This is a genomic window from Nocardioides oceani, from assembly GCF_030412965.1.
Taxonomy (GTDB): Bacteria; Actinomycetota; Actinomycetes; order Propionibacteriales; family Nocardioidaceae; genus Nocardioides; species Nocardioides oceani.
In genome coordinates this window covers 399131-418628 of record NZ_JAUHJQ010000002.1, presented here as the reverse complement: position 1 = coordinate 418628, position 19498 = coordinate 399131, and the positions used below count along the sequence as shown (strand labels likewise).

Here is a 19498-nt window from a genome sequence, read left to right as displayed (position 1 = left end):
CCATGCGACCGCACCGGCCCCTCCTGGCCCTCGCCCCGCTGCTGCTCGTGCTCGGCCTGCTCACCGCGGCGCCCACCGCGCCCGCCGTCGCGAAGCCCGACCCGGACTGGGTCTTCTACACCGCCGACACCACCCGCTACACCTCGCCGTGGTTCGCCGGGAAGCACCGGATCATGATCCCGTTCGGCTGCACGCGGGCGCCCTACTACTCCCCCGACCCGCGGTGCGAGGACGAGCGCGGCTTCCACCACGGCATCGACGTCGCGATGGGCTGCGGGACCAAGCTGCGCACCCGCTTCTGGGCCCGGGTCGTCAGCAACGACGCCCTCGGCCCGGCCTACGGCTCGAGCCCGGTCGTGCTGCGCAACCGCAAGCGGGGCTGGGACGTCGTCATCGGGCACACCCGCAAGGTGCTGGTCCGCGAGGGCGACACGCTGACGCCCGGGACGTTCTTCGCCCGGGCCTCCGACGACGCCGCGCCCGACGGCTGTCACCTGCACTTCGAGAAGCGCACCGTCGGCGGAGGCCTCTCCACCGCCACCTGGCCGAGGCCCCTCCTGCGGCTGCAGGCCGCGTCGTGAGCGGCGCCGGCCCGGCCGTGGTCGAGGGCGAGCACCTGCGCGACCTCGACCTCTACGGCGAGGACCTCGGGGCCGCGCGGTACGTCGGGTGCACCTTCACCGACGTCGACCTCAGCGAGGCGCGCACCGCCGGCGCGACCTTCGAGCGCTGCACCTTCCACGGTGGGCGGCTCACGTCCTCCACCCACGTCGCGAGCGCCTTCGTCGCCTGCGACTTCCGGCGGGTGTCGTTCTTCGACGCGACCTTCGACGGCTGCAAGCTGACCGGGTCGGTGTTCAGCGAGTGCACGCTGCGACCGCTGCGGGTGATCGGCGGGGTGTGGCGCGGCGTGACGATCCGCGGCACCCGCCTGACGGGGCTCGACCTCAGCGACCTCGACCTCCGCGAGGCCGACCTGTCGCTGTCCGACCTCACCGGGGCGGTGCTGCGCGACGCGCGGCTGACCGACGCGGTCCTCCGCGAGACGGTCCTCGATGGCGCCGACCTGCGCGGGGCCACCCTCGACGGGGTCGACCTCACGACGACCCGCATGCGGCGTACCAGGCTCGACGTCGCGGGCGCGGTGCTCCTCGCCGAGCAGCACGGCGCGCTCGTCGACGGCTGAGCGCCGGCTCAGGAGCCGGGGCGGTCCTCGAGCTCCCGGTCGCGCCGCCGCCGACGGACGACGACCACGGCGACCAGCACGAGCAGGGCGACGACGGCCAGCAACAGCCCGAGGCTGAGCGCGATCTCGACCGGGTCCGGGAGGAGCGGGTCGAGCTCGTGCTCCTCCTCGGCGCGAAGGACGGACCAGGGATCGTTCGGCACGGCTCGACCCTAGCGAGCCCGCTCGGCGCGGCTCGTGCTGGCGGCGCCGGTACGGCTGCGGATGCCGTCGAGCACCAGCCCGACCCCCACCTCGAGGTCGGAGCGCTCCCGCGGGCCGTCCTCGATCGCGCCCGCGCTGCCGGCCTGGAGGTGGGTCTGCTCGTCGACGGTGTGGCCGAACACGAGGTGCAGCAGCGTGCGGGTGGCGGAGCGGACCAGGTCGGGCGGTGCGCCGGATCCTGCGACCGCCTCGGCCAGCGCGTCCTCGGGGGCGGCCGCGCCGAGCCCGAACGCGTGCACCGTCGCCACGACCTCCGCGCCGTCGCGGTAGGCCAGCATCGCGTCGCGCAGCTCGGTGCAGCGGCCCAGGGCGCGCTGCTCCCACGTGCCCTCGGGGGCGGGGCGGGCGCCACGGGCCAGCAGCTCGTCGGCCACGGCGGCCAGGAGCAGCTGCTTGCTCGGGAAGTGGTGGTAGAGCGCGCTCGGCTGCACGCCCAGCTCCTTGGCCAGCCGCCGCATGGTCAGGTCGGCGAGCCCGTAGGTGTCCAGCACCCGCAACGCCTGGTCGACGACGTCCTCGCGGTGGTTGCGCACGTCACGTCTCCCTCTGCATTGACCCGGACCGGACCCCCAGCCTAACCTGAACGCCGTTCACCTGACCAGCGTTCAGGTCTCTGCCGAAGGAACCGCGATGACGATGACCGACCCCAGCACCGGCCCCAGCACCGGCCCCAGCACCGGCCCCAGCACCACCTCGGCCCCCGCCGGTCGCCGGCCCCGCCTCACCACCACCGACCTCGCGCTCGTCGCGGCGTTCGCGGCCCTCATCGCCGCGTGTGCCCTGGTCGGCGGCGTGCCCGTCGGCGGCGCCGGGGTCGAGATCACCCTGCAGACCTTCGGCATCCTCCTCGCCGGCTGCGTGCTCGGCCCCACCCGCGGGCTCCTCGCCGTCCTGCTCTACCTCGGGCTCGGCGCGATCGGGCTGCCGGTGTTCTCCGGCCGCGAGGGCGGTCTCGGGACCTTCACCGGCCCGACCGCGGGCTACCTGTGGTCCTTCCCGCTCATCGCCGGCCTCGCCGGGCTGCTCGTCGCCCAGGTGGCCGGTCGGGCGCGGAAGACCCGGGCGTTCTGGGTCTTCTGCTGCGCCGTGCCGGCCGTCGTGGTCAACCACCTGCTCGGGATCGTCGGGATGAAGTACTGGTACGACGTCCCGTGGTCGGTCGCGTGGGGCTACGACGCGCCGTTCTGGGCCGGCGACGTGCTCAAGGCCGCCCTCGTCGCGCTGGTCGCGGCCGAGGTGCACCGCGCGTTCCCGCAGCTGCTGCACCGACGGTGATCCGCCGGTGACGATCGAGCTCGACGCCGCCTCGGTCGTCGTCCCCACCGCGGACGGAGACCGCGTCGTGCTCGCGCCGACCACACTCAGCCTCGCCGAGCGCCGGGTCGGCGTGGTCGGGGCGAACGGCTCGGGGAAGTCCACGCTCGCACGTCTGCTCAACGGGCTGGTCACGCCCACCGCCGGGCGGGTGCTGGTCGACGGCCTCGACGTGGCGCGCGAGGGCGCCGCCGTACGCCGCCGGGTGGGCTTCTGCTTCACCGACCCCTCCGCGCAGCTGGTGATGCCGACCTGCGTCGAGGACGTCGAGCTGTCCCTGCGGCGGTCCGAGCGCGATCCCGCACGCCGCCGCGCCCGCGCGCTCGAGGTGCTCGCCGAGCACGGCCTCGCCGGCCACGCCGACACCTCGGTGCACGCCCTGTCCGGCGGGCAGAAGCAGCTGCTCGCGCTCGCCGGGGTGCTGGCGACCGAGCCGGAGGTGCTGGTCGCCGACGAGCCGACCACGCTGCTGGACCTCGCGAACTCCCGCCGGGTCGCCGACCTGCTGTTCTCGCTCCCCCAGCGGCTGGTCCTGGTCACCCACGACCTCGACCTCGCGCGCCGCTGCGACCGGGTGCTGGTGGTGCTCGACGGGGCCGTGGCGTACGACGGCGCGGCGGAGGCCGCCGTGGACCACTACGTCGCCGCGGTGACCGCGTGAGCCAGCCGCTCCTCGTCGGCACCTACCAGCCGGGAAGCACGCTCCTGCACCGGCTGCCCGTCGGCCCGAAGGTGCTCGGGCTCGCCGTCCTCAGCCTGGCGGTGGTGCTCGTGCGCTCGATGCCGGCGTCGTTCGGCTACCTCGCCCTCACCCTGCTGGCCGCCGCCGTCGCCCGGGTCCGGCTCGGCGCCGTCCTTCGGGCGCTGCGCAGCCTCGCGGTGCTCGTCGTCCTCGTGTCGGCCGTGCAGTGGTGGGTGAACGGTCTCCCCCGCGCCGTCGAGACCACCGTCGACCTCGTCGTCCTCGCCCTCGCCGCCCTCGTCCTCACCTCCACCACCCCCGTGAACGCCCTCCTCGACGCGATCGTCCGCTGGCTGCGCCCGCTGCGCCGGATCGGCGTCGATCCCGAACGCGTCGCCCTCGTCTTCTCCCTCGCCATCGCCGCCCTCCCCGCCACCCTCGCCCTCGCCCTCGAGACCCGCGACGCAGCCCGCGCCCGCGGCCTGGGCCGCCACCCCCGCGCCTACCTCACCCCCTTCGTCGTCCGCGTCGTCGCCCGCGCCCACGAGACGGGCGACGCCCTCCAAGCCCGCGGCCTCGGCGACTGACCCCCAGCAACCGCTGGTCGAGCAGGAGGCGCGCCAGCGCCGACGATGTCGAGACCCCGCGAGCGCCGCGCTGGTCGAGCAGAAGGCGCGCCAGCGCCGACGACGTCGAGACCCGGTGAGCCGACCTGCGGCCTGCGGGCCGCGGGATGGTCGGGATGGAGGCAGCTACGGGGAAGGTACGCCGCGACGTGCGCTGCTCGTCCGTCTCCCGGCTGGTCGACGAAAGGCCGCCGGGCCCCCGCTGGTCGAGCAGGAGGCGCGCCAGCGCCGACGATGTCGAGACCCAATGAGCCGACCTGCGGCCTGCGGACCGTGGGTGGTTGCGGTGGAGGCAGCTACAGGATGGGTGGGCGGGGGCTGCGGGCTCGTCCGGCTCCCGGCTGGTCGAGGAGGTCGCGCAGCGACCATCTCGAAACCCGCCGGAGAATCACGCGAACTGGTTGTCCGATACGCGGTCTGACCTGGGGAAACAGCGGTCGGACTGTCGGTGGCGGGTGCTTGAGTGGACCCATGGCCAAGGACTCGAGACACCACGCGCACACCGTGTGCCGTGCTGTCGCGAAGTCCCGACGCAAGGTCCGCTCAGCGGCCACCTCGGACCTGTGGCAGATGTCCGACGACGAGGTCGCGACCACCCTCCTCGAAGCCACCCGACTCCGCGCCCAGGCTGAGGCGCTCGAGCTGCGGTTGGCCGCCGAGGCCGACCGCCGTCACGTCGGGGAACGAGTCGGCGCCACCGACACCGCGTCGTGGTGGGGCCACCAGACCCGGCAGAACCGGCCGGTCGCGAAGTCCCGGATGCGGCTCGCGGAGTCACTCGATCGGCACCACCCGACCGCGGCCGCGCTGACCGAGGGCGCGATCTCGGGCGACCACGCCCGCGTCATCACCGACTGCATCGACCGGCTCCCCGACGACCTCGACGACCCCACGATTCCCGCCCGCGCCGAGCAGCACCTCCTCGCCGAAGCCGTCCACCGCGACCCCAAGGCACTCGCGACCCTCGCCAAGCACGTCCTCACCGTCGTCGCACCCGAGATCGGCGAGGCCCGCGACGCCCGCACCCTCGAACGAGAAGAGCGCGAGACGCGTGCCAACGCGTGGTTCACGATGTGCCCCGACGGGAAGGGCAGCTACCGCGGGAAGTTCTCCATCCCCGAGCTGCACGGAGCGATGCTGCACAAGATGCTGCTCGCGTTCGCCGCACCCAAGCACCAAGCCGCCACCAAGGACGCCGCCGACGCAGGAGAAGAGCCCGAGGTCGAACGGCGGCCCTCCCCAGAACGGATGGGCGACGCCCTCTGCGAGCTCCTCGAACGACTCCCTGCCGACAAGCTGCCCCAGCTCGGCGGACTCAACGCCACCGTCGTCGTCACCATCGACCTCGAGTCACTGATGGGCGGCCTCGCGCCCGGCGTGCTCGACGGCGGTGGAGTCATCTCCGCCGCCACCGCCCGCCGGCTGGCGTGCGAAGCCGGACTCGTCCCCGCCGTGCTCGGCTCGAAGTCCGAGCTGCTCGACCTCGGCCGACGGTCCCGACTGTTCTCCGGTGCGCAACGCCGCGGACTGAACATCACCCAGCCGACCTGCACCGCCGACGGGTGCGACTGGCCCGCCCACCTCTGCCACGCCCACCACGACCAGCCCTGGGCACACGGCGGCACGACAGACCTGAGCAACGCCAGGAACCTCTGCCCACGCCACCACGCACGCATCCACGACCCCGCCTACGAGACCACCCACCTGCCCAACGGGAAGGTCGCCTTCCACATGCGGACATAGACCGCTGGCCGGTTTCGAGACCCGCGCCGGCGCGCGCTCCTCAACCAGCCGGGATCCCTTGAACGAGGCGCGCGATCACGGCTTCTCAGCAAGCCCCCTGCACCGCGCCACCCGGCGCCCGGCCGCCTCACCGGTTCCGATACGCGCGCCAGCGCGCTCCTCAACCAGCCGGAAGCCCAGTCATCTCCCGGGCGTCTCTCGACCACTGTGACCACAGCGGTCGACCCCCGCCTGCCCGCAACCCGACCAGCAACCGCGACCAAGCACCTCGACCACAGCGGCGCGCAACCACGCCTTACTCAAATCTCTTCGCACGGCGCCTCCCGACAGCCGGACGACTACCCCAAGGCCCTGCGCACCCTCACCGGGTCTCGACGACGCTCGCCAAAGCTCCCTGCTCGACCAGCAAGCCAGGCCCCGCGCACCTCACCGGGCCTCGACAACGCTCGCCAAAGCTCCCTGCTCGACCAGCAAGCCAGGCCCCTCGCACCTCACCGGGCCTCGACGACGCTCGCCAAAGCTCCCTGCTCGACCAGCAAGCCAGGCCCCGCGCACCTCACCGGGCCTCGACGACGCTCGCCAAGGCTCGCTGCTCGACCAGCGAGTCAGGCCCTGCGCACCTCACCGGGTCTCGACGACGCTCGCCAAAGCTCCCTGCTCGACCAGCGAGTCAGGCCCTGCGCACCTCACCGGGTCTCGACCACGCTCGCCAAAGCTCCCTGCTCGACCAGCGTGTCAGGCCCTGCGCACCTCACCGGGTCTCGACCACGCTCGCCAAGGCTCGCTGCTCGACCAGCGAGTCAGGCCCTGCGCTGCTCGACCGAGTCTCGACGACGCTCGCCAAGGCTCGCTGCTCGAGCAGCGAATCGGGCGCCGGACCGGTCGGGCGCGGCGTGCATGGCTCCCCCCGGCTCGGGGGCACCGAGGGCGGGACGAGGAACCACGAGGACGAAGGAGAGACGAGTGCGCGCAGCGGTGCACGAACGGTTCGGCGGGGCGGACGTGTTGGAGGTCCGCGAGGTGGACGACCCGCCGGTCGGCCCGGACACGGTGCTCGTCCGGGCGCGGGCGACGAGCGTCAACCCGGTCGACTGGAAGATCCGGGAGGGTTACCTCCAGGGCGCCTACCCCCACCACCTGCCGATCATCCCCGGCTGGGACGTCGCCGGCGTGGTGGAGGCGGTCGGTCCGTCGGTGCGGACCGGGCTGCGGCCGGGCGACGAGGTCTACGGCTACGTGCGCCGCGACGACGTCGCCTTCGGGACCGCCGCGGAACTGGTCCCGGCGCCGGAGCGGACCGTCGCCCGCAAGCCCGCGAGCCTGTCGTTCGAGGAGGCGGCGGCGCTCCCGCTCGCCGGCCTGACGGCGTACCAGCTCGTCGTCGAGGCGCTCGACGTCGGCGCGGGCGACCGGGTGCTCGTGCACGCGGCGGCCGGCGGCGTCGGCCACCTCGCGGTCCAGATCGCCAAGGCGCGGGGTGCGACCGTCGTGGGCACCGCCCGCAGCGACAAGCACGACCACCTGCGCGAGCTCCGGGTCGACGAGGTCATCGACTACACGCAGGGCCCGGTCAGCGAGCAGCTCACCGCGAAGGTCGACGCGGTCGTCGACCTCATCGGCGGCGACGCCCTCGAGGACGCACCCGACCAGGTGCACGACGCCGCCCGGATCGCCTCGGTGGTCGACGCCGACACCGTCCTGGGGCTCGGCGGCCGCTACGTGTTCGTCCGGCCCGTGATCGAGCACCTCGACGCGCTCCGCGACCTCGTCGAGGCGGGGAGGCTGCGTGTCGACCTCGCCGCGACGTACCCGCTCGAGCAGATCGCCGACGCCCACCGCGCCAACGAGGAGGGCCGCACCCGCGGCAAGATCGCCGTCACCATCTGAGCGAACCGCTCACCATACGTCGCCGTCGCGCCAGTCGCAGGCGAGCGGCGCGTCGAGGTCGAGGTCGAGGTCGAGGGGGCGGGCGCCGGGCAGGACGTACGTCGAGCCGTCGTCCTCCGGCGTCCGCTCCGGCCCCGACGGCCCGAGCACCGACGTCGGACCGCGCCACGGGACCCACCCGCGGCCGCGGTAGAGCGCGGCGCCGGCGTCGGAGGCCGACAGCGCCAGCACGTCGTACGCCGGCGCGAGCGCCTCCAGCGCGGCCATGACCGCGGTCGCGTGGCCCCGACGCCGGTGGTCGGGGTGGGTGGCGACCGCCTCGACGTACCCGCACCGCCACGACCGCTGCTCCTCCCCCGCGCCGACGAGCAGCCGGCGCTGCACCAGCGAGCCGTGCGCGACCAGGGCGCCCCCGACCCGGACCAGCGCGTGCATCCCGCCGAGCGCGTGCGACCAGTCGGCGTCGGAGAAGTCGTCGAAGGCGAGGTCCATCAACGCGCGGGCATCCGCGAGGTCCGGGCCCCCCAGGTGCGCGGTGTGGACGGGCGTCAGCACCGGCTCACCACCCCGGCGGACGACGGTGCGCCCAGGGCGCCGCCTCCTCAACCTGGGCGGCGACGGCGAGCAGCAGCTCCTCCTCGGCCGGCCGCGCCGCGAGCATCACGCCCACCGGCAGGCCGTCGTCGGTCCAGTGCAGCGGCAGCGAGACGGCCGGCATCCCGGTGACGTTCCACGCCGACGTCCACGGCGTGAACCGCTTCTGCGCCTCGAAGTCCGCCGCCGGGTCCTCGTCGTCCCGGATCGCCCCGACCGGCAGCGGCGGCGCGGCCAGCGTCGGCGTCAGGACCAGGTCGTACGCCGCGAGGTCGGCCAGTGCCTGGGCCGCGAACCGCCGCATCGCGCCGATCGCCAGCCCGAGCTCCGGACCGCTGACCGCGTGGCCGATCCCACCCAGCCAGCGGGTGAGCGGACGCAGGAGGTGCTCGCGCCCCTCGGGCGCGGCCGACATCGCGGTCAGCACCGCCCAGCAGGTCTCGAAGACCGGCACGGCCTCGCGCGGCAGCGGCACGGCGACGTCCTCGACCTCGTGGCCGAGCGACTCCAGCAGCCGCGAGGCGTCCTCCCAGGCTTGCACGACCGCCGGGTCGACCTCGACGTCGGCGATGACGGGCTCGATGAACCGGGCGACCCGCAGCCGCCCCGGCGGCCGGTCGCACGCGGCGAGGAAGGTCCCGCCCGGCTCCGGCGCCCACGACGGGTCGCCCGCCCGGCGGCCGGCGAGCACGTCGAGCAGCGCGGCCGCGTCACGGACGGTGCGGGCGATGGGCCCGGCGGTCGCCAGGCCGACCGGGTCGCCGTACATCGGGAAGCCGGAGATCCGCCCCCGGGACGGCTTGAGGCCGACCAGCCCGCAGCACGACGCGGGGATCCGGATCGAGCCGCCGCCGTCGGAGCCCTGCGCGACCGGCACCAGCCCCGCGGCCACCGCCGCGGCGGCACCGCCGGAGGACCCGCCGGCCATCCGGGTCCGGTCCCACGGGGTCACCGCCGGCGGGAGACCGTCGGGCTCGGTGTAGCAGGGCGAGCCGAACTCGGGCGTGGTCGTCTTCCCGATGCTCACCAGGCCGGCGTCCTCCAGCGACAGCACGACCCCGTCGGAGACCTCCGGAACGAAGTCGTCGAACGCCGCCGAGCCGAAGGTGGTGCGTACGCCGGCGGCGAGGTTGAGGTCCTTGACCGCGGTGGGCACCCCGGCGAGCGGACCGGGCGCCGCGGCGTCCGCGGCCCGCGCCCGGGCCTGCTCGGGGGTGAGCGTGACGAACGCGCCGACCGTGTCGAGACGGTCGGCGCGTTCGAGGTAGTGGTCGACGAGCTCGCGGCTCGAGACCTCCCCACGCCGGACGAGCGCTCCCTGCTCCAGGGCGGTCAGGTCGTGGAGGTCGGCCATGCGCCCGACGCTAGTACGCCGGGCGCACGGCCGAGAGGGTCAGGCGGCGGACGAGGGCGCGGCCTCGTAGGCCACGAGCGCCTCGAGGGCCCCGCGCAGCTTGGCCAGCACCTCGTCGTCGTTGAGGACGTCGACCTCGACGCCCGGCTGCGAGACGGTCAGGTCCTCCAGGACGACCGCGCCGGCGATGTTGGCCGAGCGGGCGGCGTCCGCGTGCGCCCACCGGCCGCCGTACGGCGTCGGGGTCGTGCCGATGACCGCGAACGGCTTGGCGACCAGCGCGCCGGCGCCGTACGGGCGGGAGAGCCAGTCGATGGCGTTGTTGAGCACGGCGGGCATCGTGCCGTTGTACTCCGGCGTCACGACGAGGACGCGGTCCGCCGCGGCGACCTGGTGGCGCACGTGGGTCGCGGCCTCGGGCGGGGTGGAGCCGTCGATCTCCTCGTTGTAGAACGGGAGGTTCTCGAGGCCGTCGACGATGTCGACGACGACGCCCTCCGGCGCCTCGGCGGCGAGCAGCTCGGCGATCTTGCGGTTGAGCGAGTCGGTGCGGAGGCTGCCGACGAGGACGGCGACACGGGTCTGGGACATGGGAGCTCCTGGGTCGGGGACGAACGGTTGCAGCCCCAAACGGACTTTGGTCCGTTTCTATTCCCGGCCTTCGGTGAGCATCTGGTCCCTACAGTGGCCGCGTCATGTCCGAGCCCCGCCTGCTGCCCCTCCTGGGGGACCCGCCGCCCGAGCGGCGCGACGCCGCGCGCAACCGCGAGGCGCTGCTCGTCGCCGCCCAGTCGCTCATCGACGAGTGCGGGGTCGAGCACATGACGATGGAGGCGGTCGCCGCTCGAGCGGGCGTCGGCAAGGGCACGGTCTTCCGTCGCTTCGAGTCCCGCGAGGGACTGATGGCAGCGCTGCTGAACCACTCCGAGTCGGCCTGGCAGGCCGCCGTCATGTCCGGTCCCCCGCCGCTCGGCCCCGGCGCGGAGCCGATGGAGCGGCTGCTGGCGTTCGGCCGGTCACGGCTCGAGTCGACGCTGCGCCACCACGAGCTCGTCCGCGCCGCGGGCCGCGCCGGATCCCGGTCGTACGCCGTGTGGTCCTTCACCGCGATGCACGTGCGGTACCTGCTCGGCGAGCTCGGCGTCGAGGGCGACCTGCCCCTGCTGGCCACCGCCCTGCTCGCGCCGCTGGAGCTGCCGATCCTCGAGCAGCAGCTCTCCGTCGAGAAGTTCCCGCTCGATCGCGTCGTCGACGGGTGGGTCGACCTGGTCCACCGGGTGGTGCGGACCCCCGATCAGCCGGCGTAGGGGACCTCGCTCGCCCACGCGGCCTCGTCCTGGTGCGCCGCCGCCCAGATCGCCTCCGCGACCCGGTCGGGGGTGAACGCCCCCTCGCGGGCGAGGACGCCGCGGACGGTCACCGACACCGCGCGGATGCCGTCGGCGGCCAGCGTGCGGTCGAGGCTGTGCACGAGGTTGCGCACGCCAGCCTTCTGCACCCCCAGCGACGCCGCGGCGGGCGACGGCTCGTCCGCGGCCATGCTGCCGGTGACGGTGACCCGTCCGCCGGCCGACAGGAAGGGGCGCGCGGCCTGGACGGCGGTCAGGAGCGCGCCGACGCCGAGCGCGACGTCCTCGAGCAGCTCGGGCACGGTCAGCGTCAGCGGGTCCGCGGGTCGGTAGGCGCTGGGGTTGAAGTGGAGCACGTCGATCCGGCCGGCACGCCGCCCGCACCGCTCCACTGCCGCGGTCGTGGCGGCGGTGTCGGTGACGTCGACGACCGCGCGCTCCACCGCGGCGCCGAGCGCCTCGAGCTCGCCGGCGAGGCGGTCGAGCTGCTCCTCGTCGGTGCCGAGCAGCCCGACGTCGTAGCCCTCGCGCGCGAAGCGGCGGGCCACCGAGCCGCTCACCCCGGGGCCGGCCCCCACCACGACGATCACCGGGCCGCTCACAGGCCCTGCCTCCGCAGGCCGAAGGTCAGCCCGTCGACGAGCGCGCCCCACGACGCCTCGATGACGTTCGCGCCGACGCCGACCGTGACCCACGACGAGACGCCGTCGGTGGTCTCGATGAGCACCCGCGTGATCGCGTCGGTGCCGTGGCCCTGGTCGAGGATGCGCACCTTGTAGTCGATCAGCTCGAACTTCGCGACCTCCGGGAACGCCTGCCCGATCGCCGCGCGCAGCGCCTGGTCGAGCGCGTTGACCGGGCCGTTGCCCTCGCCGGTGACGACGTAGCGCACGCCCGCCGCGCGGAGCTTGACCGTCGCCTCCGACAGCGCCTCCTCCGCCGGCTTGGAGTCGGTGATGACGCGCCAGGACTCGACCTCGAAGTACGACGGGCGCGCGCCCTCGACCTCCTCGAGCAGGAGCAGCTCGAAGGAGGCGTCGGCCGCCTCGAAGGTGTAGCCGCGGGACTCCAGCACCTTGACCCGGTCGGTGATCCGGGTGACCAGGTCCTTGCCCTCGGGCGTCCCGGCGTCGAGGTCGAAGCCCAGCTCGCGGCCCTTGAGCTCGATCGACGCCCGGCCGGCCATGTCGGAGACGAGCAGCCGCATGTCGTTGCCGACGCCCACCGGGTCCATGTGCTGGTAGAGGTTCGGGTCGACCTTGATCGCGCTGGCGTGCAGGCCGGCCTTGTGCGCGAACGCCGACGTGCCGACGTACGGCTGGCGGGAGGCGGGCGGCACGTTGGTCACCTCGGCGACCGCGTGGGCGATGCGGGTCGCGTCCCGCAGCAGGCCGGCGGGCAGCACCTGGCGGTCCAGCTTGAGCTCGAGGTTGGCGACCACGGTGACGAGGTCGGCGTTGCCGGTCCGCTCGCCGTAGCCGTTGATGCAGCCCTGCACGTGGGTCGCGCCCGCCTCCACCGCGGCGAGGGTGTTGGCGACCGCGCACCCGGTGTCGTTGTGGCAGTGGATGCCCACCCGCACGCCGGTCGTCTCGACGACGTCGTGCACCACGTCGGAGACCCAGCCCGGGAGCATCCCGCCGTTGGTGTCGCACAGCGCGACCACCTCGGCGCCCGCGTCGTACGCCGTCCGCAGCACCTCCAGCGCGTAGTCGCGGTTCGCGCGGTAGCCGTCGAAGAAGTGCTCCGCGTCGAGGAACACCTGCTGGCCCTCCGCCCGCAGGTGGCTGACGGTGTCGCGGACCATCGCGAGGTTCTCCTCCAGCGTGGTCCGCAGCGCCAGCTCGACGTGCCGGTCGTGCGACTTGGCCACGAGCGTCACGACGCCGGCCCCGCTATCGCGCAGCGCGGCCACCATCGGGTCGTCGGCCGCCCGGACCCCGGCGCGCCGGGTCGCGCCGAACGCCGCCAGCCTCGCGTGCCGCAGGTCCAGCTCCTGGGCCGCGCGGCGGAAGAACTCGGTGTCCTTGGGGTTCGCCCCGGGCCAGCCACCCTCGATGTAGCCCACGCCGAGACCGTCGAGCTGCTGGGCGATCGAGAGCTTGTCGGCGACGGAGAGGTTGAGCCCCTCCTGCTGGGCGCCGTCGCGCAGGGTCGTGTCGTAGACGTGGAACGAGCCGTGGAGGTCCATCGGTCTGTCTCTGCTTCCGGTGCGGGGCTGGTGCTGGTGTGCGGGCACAAAAAAACCTCTCGGGGTGCGAGAGGTCGGCGCGTCGAGGGGCTCGACGCGCTAGCGAATGATGATCCGTCCGTGCTGCACGGGGTCATCGTGCCACGGCCGTCCGCTGCGTGGGACGCGGATCTCAGCACGCGGGCCGGCGGCGGACCGTACGCTCGCCCGGTGAGGTGGCGGCGTACGAAGGTCCTGGCCGCGCTGGCCCTCGGCGCGGCCCTCACCGCGCCCGTCGCGCCCGGCTCCGCCGCCGCTCCGGACAGCACCGGTCCCGACCTGATGACCGGGACCGGGGGCGCCCCGCCGTGGTCCAGCGGCGGCACCACACCGGCCGCGGCCCGACCCTTCGGCATGGTCCAGCTCGGGCCCGACACCACCGCCGACCCCATGTCCGCCACCGGCGGCGGGACGCCGTCCGCGACCGCGTCGGGGTACGCCGCCGACGACCCCCACCTCCGCGGCTTCTCCCCCACGCACCTCTCCGGCGCGGGCTGCCGGGCCTTCGGCGACGTTCCCGTGCTGCCGTGGACCGGCCCCCTGCCGGCGCACCCGTCGACCGCGACCGTGCCGCTGGACCGGACCGGCGAGCGCGCCGGTCCGGGGTGGCACCGGACCCGCCTCGGCAACGGCGTCACCGCCACCCTCGCGGCCGACGACCGGTCCGGGCTGGCCGCGTACCGGTTCCCCCGAGGCGCCTCGCCGTGGCTGCTGGTCAAGGCCGACGGCAGCCTCGCCGGCACCCGGTCGACCCGCGTCCGGCTGCCGAGCCGCCGCGACGTGGTGGTGCGGGCGACCAGCGGCGGGTTCTGCGGCTCGTCCACGACGTACGACGTCCATGTGCGACTGCGCCTCGACCAGCCGGCGGCCGCGGTGCGGCGGTGGCCCGGCGGGGTCGCGCTGCGGTTCGACGCCTCGCGGGGCCGGACGGTCCGCGCGCAGGTCGCGGTGTCGTTCGTCGACGCCGCCGGCGCGCGGCGCAACCTCGAGTCCGACGACCCTGGCTGGTCGGTCGAGCGGCTGCGGGCGGAGGCGACGCGCGCATGGACGACCGAGCTGGAGCGGGTCACCGCGACCGGCAGCACGGCCGAGCAGCGCACGACGCTGCGGTCCGCGCTCTACCACGTGCTGCTGCACCCGACGACGGTCAGCGACGCCGACGGCCGCTACCCCGGCTTCGACGGCCGGGTCCACCGCGTCGCCGCCGGTCACCGCCGCTACACCGCGGCGACCGCCTGGGACGCCTACCGCACGCACACCCCGCTGCTGGCCTGGCTCCGGCCCGACGTCGCCTCCGACCTCGTCGCGAGCCTGCTCGCGGCCGCGCGCGAGGGCGGGTGGATGCCGCGGTGGCCGCTGGTCGCCCAGGACACGCTGGTGATGTCCGGCGACTCGGCGGCGCCGCTGGCCGCGGCCGCCCACGCCTTCGGCGCCCGGTCGTACGACGTCGGCGCGGTCGCCGCGCAGCTGGTGCGCCAGGCGCGGGTCGCGACCCCGGCGCGCCCCGACCTGGCGACGTACCTCGACCTCGGCTGGGTGCCCGGCGACGCCTCGACCAGCCTGGAACACGCGGTCGACGACTTCGCGGTCTCCCGCCTCGCGGCCGCCGTCGGACGGGACCGGGACGCCGCCGACCTCCGCGCGCGCAGCGGCTGGTGGCGCCACCTGCTCGACCCGGACCGACGCGTGCTGGCGCCGCGGGCGGCCGACGGCGCCTTCCCGGGTCCGGGGTGGGACCCCGCCGCGTGCTGCGCCGGCTTCCAGGAGGGCACCGCCGCGCAGTACACCTGGTCGGTCCCCCACGACATGGGCGGCCTGCTCGCCGCGCTCGGGACCCGCGCGGAGGTCCTGGGCCGCCTCGACGACCTGCACGCCGAGCTGAACGCCGGCGCCGGCGCGCACGCGTGGCTCGGCAACCAGCCGAGCCTGCTGACCCCGTGGGCCCACCTCTGGCTCGGCGAGCCGGCGCGCAGCCAGGACGTCGTCGCCCGCGCGCTCGACGAGCTGTGGCGGCCGGGCCCCCGGGGCCTCCCGGGGAACGACGACCTCGGCGGCCTGTCGGCGTGGTACGTCTGGGCGGCCCTGGGCCTCCAGCCGCTCGTGCCCGGCACGGACGTGACGGCACTGGGCCGACCGCTCTTCACCGAGGTGGTCGTCCGTCCGCGCAGCGGTGCCCCCACCCGACTGGTGCGCGTCGGCGACGCCCGGCACGTCGCCGGCGTCACCGTCGACGGCCGGGCGCACGGCTCCTCCTGGCTGCGGATGGGTCCCACCCGGCCGCGCACGGTCGTCGTCACCACCACCGACGACGGGCGTCCTGCCTGGGCCACCGGGCCCGGTGACGTACCGCCGTCGTACGGTGGCTAGCGCGCGGCGTTCGTGGCCGGCGGCTCGGGCGCGACACAACCGCGCAATTGAACGGTTCTGACCGGTTCTGGGCCCGAGAACCCGACACAACCGCACAATTGAACGATCCCGGGCGGGCTCAACGGCTGCCGAGGATCCCGCCGTCGGGCACGGAGACGTCACGGAACGGCTGCCCCTGGTCGGGGGTCCACGACGTGCCGGACGCCTGGACGAGGGCGCCGAGACCGCAGCCGACGACGGCGAGCGCGACCAGCCCGGCCACCCACCCGCGGACGCTCCGAGCGGTGGGGTCGGCGACCCGCGAGACCGGCCCGCGGACGCGGGAGCCGCCCGGTCCGAGCCAGAGCGCGCCGGCCAGCAGCGTGCCGCAGACGAACAGGGTGGCCGGCACGGACGCCGCGACCGCGTAGCAGAGCAGGGCCCCCGCGATCGCCAGCCCGAGGCTCCACAGCAGCAGCACGACGGTCCCCGGGATCGAGCGCACGAGGTCCCACGGCGCACCGAGGAGCACCTGCACGCCGTCGTACCACTTGCGGCCGCGCAGCCGCCGCCGGTCGCCGGCCTTGCTCGCGGCCAGGGAGCCGCTGCGCATCAGCCAGACCGAGACGAGGGTGAGCGCCGTCGCGACCCAGGGGTACGCCGCGAAGCCGGCCCCGGTCGCGAGCGCGGCGGCGAGGAGCAGGGTCGCCCGCCGGAACCTCTGACCGACGGACGGCCGCGGCACGACGTACTCCGCCACATCCCAGTCGTGGACCGTCAGCTCGGCGTCCTCGTCGCGGGCGGCAGGGTCGAGCAGCGTCTCGAAGGGTCGGGTGTGGGTGCTGTCGGCGTCGGGCCGGTCCAGCATGACCGGCAGCGTCTCGATCACCGGCTCGAGCACGGGCGCGATGACCGGCGCGGCCTCGGTCTCCGGCTCGGGAACCGGCGGCGGGACCCGGCGGCCGCGACCCACCTGCGGCCGCAGCCAGGCCAGCAGCTGGTCGAGGGTGGGCCGGCGTGCGGGCTCGGGGTCGAGCGCGGCCTCGACGACCGCGGCGAGGTCGTCGGGCAGGCCGGAGACGTCGTGCTCGCCGCGGCGGACGCGGTCCATGATCGCCATCGACGGGCCCCGGCCGAACGGCGGTCGGCCGGTCCCGGCGTAGACCACGGTCGCCGCCCAGGAGTGGACGTCGGAGGCGGTCGTCGCGTCGTCGCCGTACAGGATCTCCGGCGCGAGGTAGCCGGGCGTGCCGAGCAGCCACCCGGTGTGGGTGAGCTTGGGGTCGTCGGCGACGCGGGCCAGCCCGAAGTCGATGAGGATGGGCGTGCGGCCCTCCATCAGCACGTTCGAGGGCTTGACGTCGCGGTGCAGCACGCCGGCGGCGTGCACGGAGGCGAGCCCCTCCGCGAGCGAGGCGGCGAACCAGGTGAGGTCGGCGCCGGTGATCGGCCCCTCCTCGACGACGTGGTCGTGCAGCGAGAGCCCGGGGACGTAGCGGGTGGCGACGAACGGCACCACGGCCCACGGGTCGGCGTCGACGACCTCGGCGACCCAGCGGGACCGGACCCGCTCCAGGGAGCTGACCTCCCGGGCCAGCCGGTGCCGCGCCTCCTCGTCGCCGACGATGTGCGGGCGGAGCACCTTGAGCGCGACGCGGTCACCGCGCGGTCCGCGGGCGAGGTGGACGACTCCCATCCCGCCCTCGCCGATCTTGGCGAGCAGGGTGTAGGCCCCCACCACCGCCTGCTGCGTCGTCACCCGCGCAATCTACTCGGCGGGGGGTCCCCGAACGCGCCGACCGCGCCCGGGAAGCACCCGGACGCGGTCGGCGGTGGATCAGGGGTGGAACGAGGTGGAGCCGGGCGGTCAACCCTGGGCGTCGGCCGCCTCGACGGCCGGGACCAGCGCCGCGACGAAGTCCTCGAGGCCCCAGGTCAGCGAGAGCGCGGTCGGCGGCGAGACCGACGACACGAGCGACTCGCCGACGACGCGCGCGACGGTGTCGTCCTGGAACTGCTGCATCGCCTTGGCGGCGGGACCCTCGTCGACCTCGGCGGCGGCCTCCTCCGTCGGGGAGTAGGAGACGAGCACGTCGGAGGTCAGCTTGTCGACCTCCTCGGTGGAGAGCGTGTAGTAGAAGGTCGTCTCCTCGGTGTCGAGCTCGTCGACGCTCGGGGCGAGCGTGAAGCCGAGGTCCTCGAGGAACTCCACGCGCGGGTCGGCACCGCGGTAGACGTAGAACGCCGAGGGGTCGACGGCCACGGCCGCGATCGTCTTGCCCTCGAACTCCGGGTGCTCCTCGGCCGCGGCGGCGACCTCGGCGTCGATGTCCTCGAGGACCTGCTCGGCCTCGGCGGACCTGCCGAGCGCGTCACCGACGGTGGTGATCACCTCGCGCCACGGGGTGGCCCAGGGCTGGTCGGGGTAGGCCACGGTCGGGGCGATCTTCGAGAGCTTCTCGTAGTCGGCCTCGGTGATCCCGGAGTAGTTGGCCAGGATCAGGTCGGGCGTCGCGGCGGCGATCTCCTCGATCGGCGGCTCCGCGGTCTCGCTGAGCAGGGTGGGCTCCTCGCCGCCGAGCTCCTCGATCGCCTCGGTCTGCCACGGCATGCGGCCGTTCTCGTCGGCGCCGTAGGAGTACTCCGGCATCGCGACCGGCACGACCCCGAGCGCGAGCGCGGCGTCGCCGCTGCCCCAGCCCCAGGTGGCGATCCGCTCGGGCTCCTCCTCGATCTCGGTGGAGCCGAAGGCGTGCTCGATGGTGACCGGCTCGAAGGCCTCGGCCGCCGGGCTGGCGCCGCCGTCCTCGGCGCTCTCGTCGGAGTCGGACTCCGAGCCGCAGGCGGCCAGCGGGAACGCCAGCAGCAGGGCGCCGGCGGGCAGCAGCATCCGGGACACGCGAGCGCGTCGCGTCAGGGGACGAAGGGACGTCACGTCCACTCCTCGTGGTGCGGGACCGGCCGAGCCCGGTCGAGGCGAATTTAGGTGAGGCTCACCTTACATGGACGCAGCCTCGTCGTCTGCGACGTCCACCACACGCGCCCCGCGACGTCCGACCGGCACCACGAGCGGCGACCCGGTGACCGGGTCGGGCACGACCCGGGCGGTGAGTCCGAACGCCTCCTGGACGCAGTCGGCGTCGAGCACCTCGCCCGGCGCGCCCTCGCGCAGCACGCGGCCCTCGCACATGACCACGAGGTGGTCGGCGTACCGCGCCGCGAGGTTCAGCTCGTGCAGCACCATGACGACGGTCGTCCCCCGCTCCTCGTTGAGCTCGGCGAGGAGGTCGAGCACGTCGACCTGGTGCGCGATGTCGAGGTACGTCGTCGGCTCGTCGAGCAGCATGATGCTCGGGTCCTGGGCGAGCATCATCGCGACCCAGACGCGCTGGCGTTGGCCGCCCGAGAGCTCCTCGACCCGGCGGCCGGCGAGCTCGTGGGTGTCCGTCAGCGCCAGGGCGACCGCCACGGCGTCGGCGTCGGCGGCGCTCCAGCGGCGGAACGCCCCCTGGTGCGGGTGCCGGCCGCGGCCGACGAGGTCGGCGACGGTGATGCCCTCCGGGGCGACCGGCTGCTGCGGCAGCAGCCCGAGCACGGAGGCGACGTCCCGGGGCCGCATCCGCTGGAGGTCCTGCCCGCCGAGCTCGACCGAGCCGGCCGTCGGCTTGAGGATCCGGCCCAGCCCGCGCAGGAGCGTGGACTTGCCGCACCCGTTGGCCCCGACGATGACCGTCACCGCGCCGGCGGGGACGGCGAGGTCCACCCCGTGCACGACGGTCCGCTGGTCGTAGGCCAGGTGGACGCCCCGCGCGACGAGGCTCACCGGCTCGTGGTGCTGCAGCGCCTCCGCGGGCAGCCGGTCGGTGATGGTTCGCAGGTCGGTGGGTCGTTCGGCGACGAGGCTCACGGGATCTCCTTCGGTC

At 74.7% G+C, this 19498-nt stretch carries 19 protein-coding genes; 9 read left to right on the top strand and 10 right to left on the bottom strand.

The window, feature by feature from the left end:
* Window positions 1-2 precede the first annotated feature (2 nt).
* Window positions 3-581 carry a M23 family metallopeptidase gene (locus tag QWY28_RS07525; RefSeq protein ID WP_300951700.1) on the top strand — a complete coding sequence of 193 codons (579 nt, stop codon included), beginning with the start codon at window positions 3-5 and terminating at the stop codon, window positions 579-581.
* The gene (locus tag QWY28_RS07520; RefSeq protein ID WP_300951699.1) at window positions 578-1186 is read left to right on the top strand and encodes a pentapeptide repeat-containing protein; all 609 of its coding nucleotides are present in this window, start codon (window positions 578-580) and stop codon (window positions 1184-1186) included. The genes QWY28_RS07525 and QWY28_RS07520 overlap by 4 nt, the downstream gene beginning before the upstream one ends.
* A gap of 8 nt (window positions 1187-1194) precedes the next feature.
* Here QWY28_RS07520 and QWY28_RS07515 read toward each other — a convergent pair whose 3' ends face one another.
* Together QWY28_RS07515 and QWY28_RS07510 are read right to left on the bottom strand one after the other, a co-directional pair.
* Entirely contained in the window at window positions 1195-1389 is a 195-nt protein-coding gene (locus tag QWY28_RS07515; RefSeq protein WP_300951698.1) for a hypothetical protein, read from the bottom strand.
* A gap of 9 nt (window positions 1390-1398) precedes the next feature.
* Window positions 1399-1983, bottom strand: a complete 585-nt coding sequence (locus QWY28_RS07510; protein WP_300951697.1) for a TetR family transcriptional regulator — start codon at window positions 1981-1983, stop codon at window positions 1399-1401.
* 97 nt (window positions 1984-2080) lie between these two features.
* On the opposite strand from QWY28_RS07510, the gene QWY28_RS07505 reads away from it, so the two are divergent.
* From QWY28_RS07505 to QWY28_RS07485, 5 genes are all read left to right on the top strand, one after another.
* Complete coding sequence (locus tag QWY28_RS07505; protein WP_300951696.1) at window positions 2081-2725, top strand: biotin transporter BioY; 645 nt, start codon at window positions 2081-2083, stop codon at window positions 2723-2725.
* Window positions 2726-2732: 7 nt separating this feature from the next.
* On the top strand, window positions 2733-3425 hold the full coding sequence (locus tag QWY28_RS07500) for an energy-coupling factor ABC transporter ATP-binding protein (protein WP_300951695.1): 693 nt from the start codon (window positions 2733-2735) through the stop codon (window positions 3423-3425).
* On the top strand, window positions 3422-4033 hold the full coding sequence (locus QWY28_RS07495) for a CbiQ family ECF transporter T component (RefSeq protein ID WP_300951693.1): 612 nt from the start codon (window positions 3422-3424) through the stop codon (window positions 4031-4033). Before QWY28_RS07500 ends, QWY28_RS07495 begins: the two co-directional genes overlap by 4 nt.
* A gap of 510 nt (window positions 4034-4543) precedes the next feature.
* Entirely contained in the window at window positions 4544-5815 is a 1272-nt protein-coding gene (locus tag QWY28_RS07490) for an HNH endonuclease signature motif containing protein (RefSeq protein ID WP_300951692.1), read from the top strand.
* Between the two features lie 963 nt (window positions 5816-6778).
* Window positions 6779-7702 carry an NADP-dependent oxidoreductase gene (locus tag QWY28_RS07485; RefSeq protein ID WP_300951691.1) on the top strand — a complete coding sequence of 308 codons (924 nt, stop codon included), beginning with the start codon at window positions 6779-6781 and terminating at the stop codon, window positions 7700-7702.
* Between the two features lie 9 nt (window positions 7703-7711).
* On the opposite strand, the gene QWY28_RS07480 is transcribed toward QWY28_RS07485, so the two are convergent.
* From QWY28_RS07480 to QWY28_RS07470, 3 genes are read right to left on the bottom strand one after another with little or no spacing between them, the layout of a single operon-like run.
* Window positions 7712-8257 (bottom strand): GNAT family N-acetyltransferase, encoded by a 546-nt coding sequence (locus tag QWY28_RS07480; RefSeq protein WP_300951690.1) that lies wholly within the window; start codon window positions 8255-8257, stop codon window positions 7712-7714.
* Between the two features lie 4 nt (window positions 8258-8261).
* The gene (locus QWY28_RS07475) at window positions 8262-9650 is read right to left on the bottom strand and encodes an amidase (RefSeq protein ID WP_300951689.1); all 1389 of its coding nucleotides are present in this window, start codon (window positions 9648-9650) and stop codon (window positions 8262-8264) included.
* Between the two features lie 39 nt (window positions 9651-9689).
* Window positions 9690-10241 (bottom strand): NAD(P)H-dependent oxidoreductase, encoded by a 552-nt coding sequence (locus QWY28_RS07470; RefSeq protein WP_300951688.1) that lies wholly within the window; start codon window positions 10239-10241, stop codon window positions 9690-9692.
* A gap of 104 nt (window positions 10242-10345) precedes the next feature.
* Here QWY28_RS07470 and QWY28_RS07465 point away from each other — a divergent pair, with 104 nt between their 5' ends.
* Window positions 10346-10957: a TetR/AcrR family transcriptional regulator gene (locus tag QWY28_RS07465; RefSeq protein WP_300951687.1), complete on the top strand. Its 612-nt coding sequence runs from the start codon at window positions 10346-10348 to the stop codon at window positions 10955-10957.
* Here the strand turns inward: QWY28_RS07465 and QWY28_RS07460 are convergent.
* Both QWY28_RS07460 and cimA read right to left on the bottom strand, forming a co-directional pair.
* A complete protein-coding gene (locus QWY28_RS07460; RefSeq protein ID WP_300951686.1) occupies window positions 10945-11601 on the bottom strand; it encodes an SDR family oxidoreductase in 657 nt (218 codons plus the stop codon). The two genes, QWY28_RS07465 and QWY28_RS07460, sit on opposite strands and share 13 nt — an antisense overlap.
* Entirely contained in the window at window positions 11598-13190 is a 1593-nt protein-coding gene (gene cimA / locus QWY28_RS07455) for a citramalate synthase (protein ID WP_300951685.1), read from the bottom strand. Before cimA ends, QWY28_RS07460 begins: the two co-directional genes overlap by 4 nt.
* A 210-nt stretch (window positions 13191-13400) precedes the next feature.
* On the opposite strand from cimA, the gene QWY28_RS07450 reads away from it, so the two are divergent.
* Complete coding sequence (locus QWY28_RS07450) at window positions 13401-15596, top strand: GH92 family glycosyl hydrolase (RefSeq protein ID WP_300951684.1); 2196 nt, start codon at window positions 13401-13403, stop codon at window positions 15594-15596.
* A 118-nt stretch (window positions 15597-15714) separates the two neighbouring features.
* Here the strand turns inward: QWY28_RS07450 and QWY28_RS07445 are convergent, their stop codons facing one another.
* The 3 genes from QWY28_RS07445 to QWY28_RS07435 all read right to left on the bottom strand — a co-directional run bounded on the left by QWY28_RS07445 (window position 15715) and on the right by QWY28_RS07435 (window position 19482).
* Window positions 15715-17334 carry a serine/threonine-protein kinase gene (locus QWY28_RS07445; protein WP_300951683.1) on the bottom strand — a complete coding sequence of 540 codons (1620 nt, stop codon included), beginning with the start codon at window positions 17332-17334 and terminating at the stop codon, window positions 15715-15717.
* A 108-nt stretch (window positions 17335-17442) separates the two neighbouring features.
* The gene (locus QWY28_RS07440; protein ID WP_300952289.1) at window positions 17443-18465 is read right to left on the bottom strand and encodes an iron-siderophore ABC transporter substrate-binding protein; all 1023 of its coding nucleotides are present in this window, start codon (window positions 18463-18465) and stop codon (window positions 17443-17445) included.
* A 108-nt stretch (window positions 18466-18573) separates the two neighbouring features.
* On the bottom strand, window positions 18574-19482 hold the full coding sequence (locus QWY28_RS07435) for an ABC transporter ATP-binding protein (RefSeq protein WP_336622409.1): 909 nt from the start codon (window positions 19480-19482) through the stop codon (window positions 18574-18576).
* Window positions 19483-19498: the final 16 nt, after the last annotated feature.

Bases quoted from the DNA above. Each gene is read 5' to 3' on its own strand.
- QWY28_RS07525 (WP_300951700.1), top strand. From the start codon at position 3: ATGCGACCGCACCGGCCCCTCCTGGCCCTCGCCCCGCTGCTGCTCGTG.
- QWY28_RS07505 (WP_300951696.1), top strand. From the start codon at position 2,081: ATGACGATGACCGACCCCAGCACCGGCCCCAGCACCGGCCCCAGCACC.
- QWY28_RS07490 (WP_300951692.1), top strand. From the start codon at position 4,544: ATGGCCAAGGACTCGAGACACCACGCGCACACCGTGTGCCGTGCTGTC.
- QWY28_RS07475 (WP_300951689.1), bottom strand. From the start codon at position 9,650: ATGGCCGACCTCCACGACCTGACCGCCCTGGAGCAGGGAGCGCTCGTC.
- QWY28_RS07470 (WP_300951688.1), bottom strand. From the start codon at position 10,241: ATGTCCCAGACCCGTGTCGCCGTCCTCGTCGGCAGCCTCCGCACCGAC.
- QWY28_RS07465 (WP_300951687.1), top strand. From the start codon at position 10,346: ATGTCCGAGCCCCGCCTGCTGCCCCTCCTGGGGGACCCGCCGCCCGAG.
- cimA (WP_300951685.1), bottom strand. From the start codon at position 13,190: ATGGACCTCCACGGCTCGTTCCACGTCTACGACACGACCCTGCGCGAC.
- QWY28_RS07440 (WP_300952289.1), bottom strand. From the start codon at position 18,465: ATGCTGCTGCCCGCCGGCGCCCTGCTGCTGGCGTTCCCGCTGGCCGCC.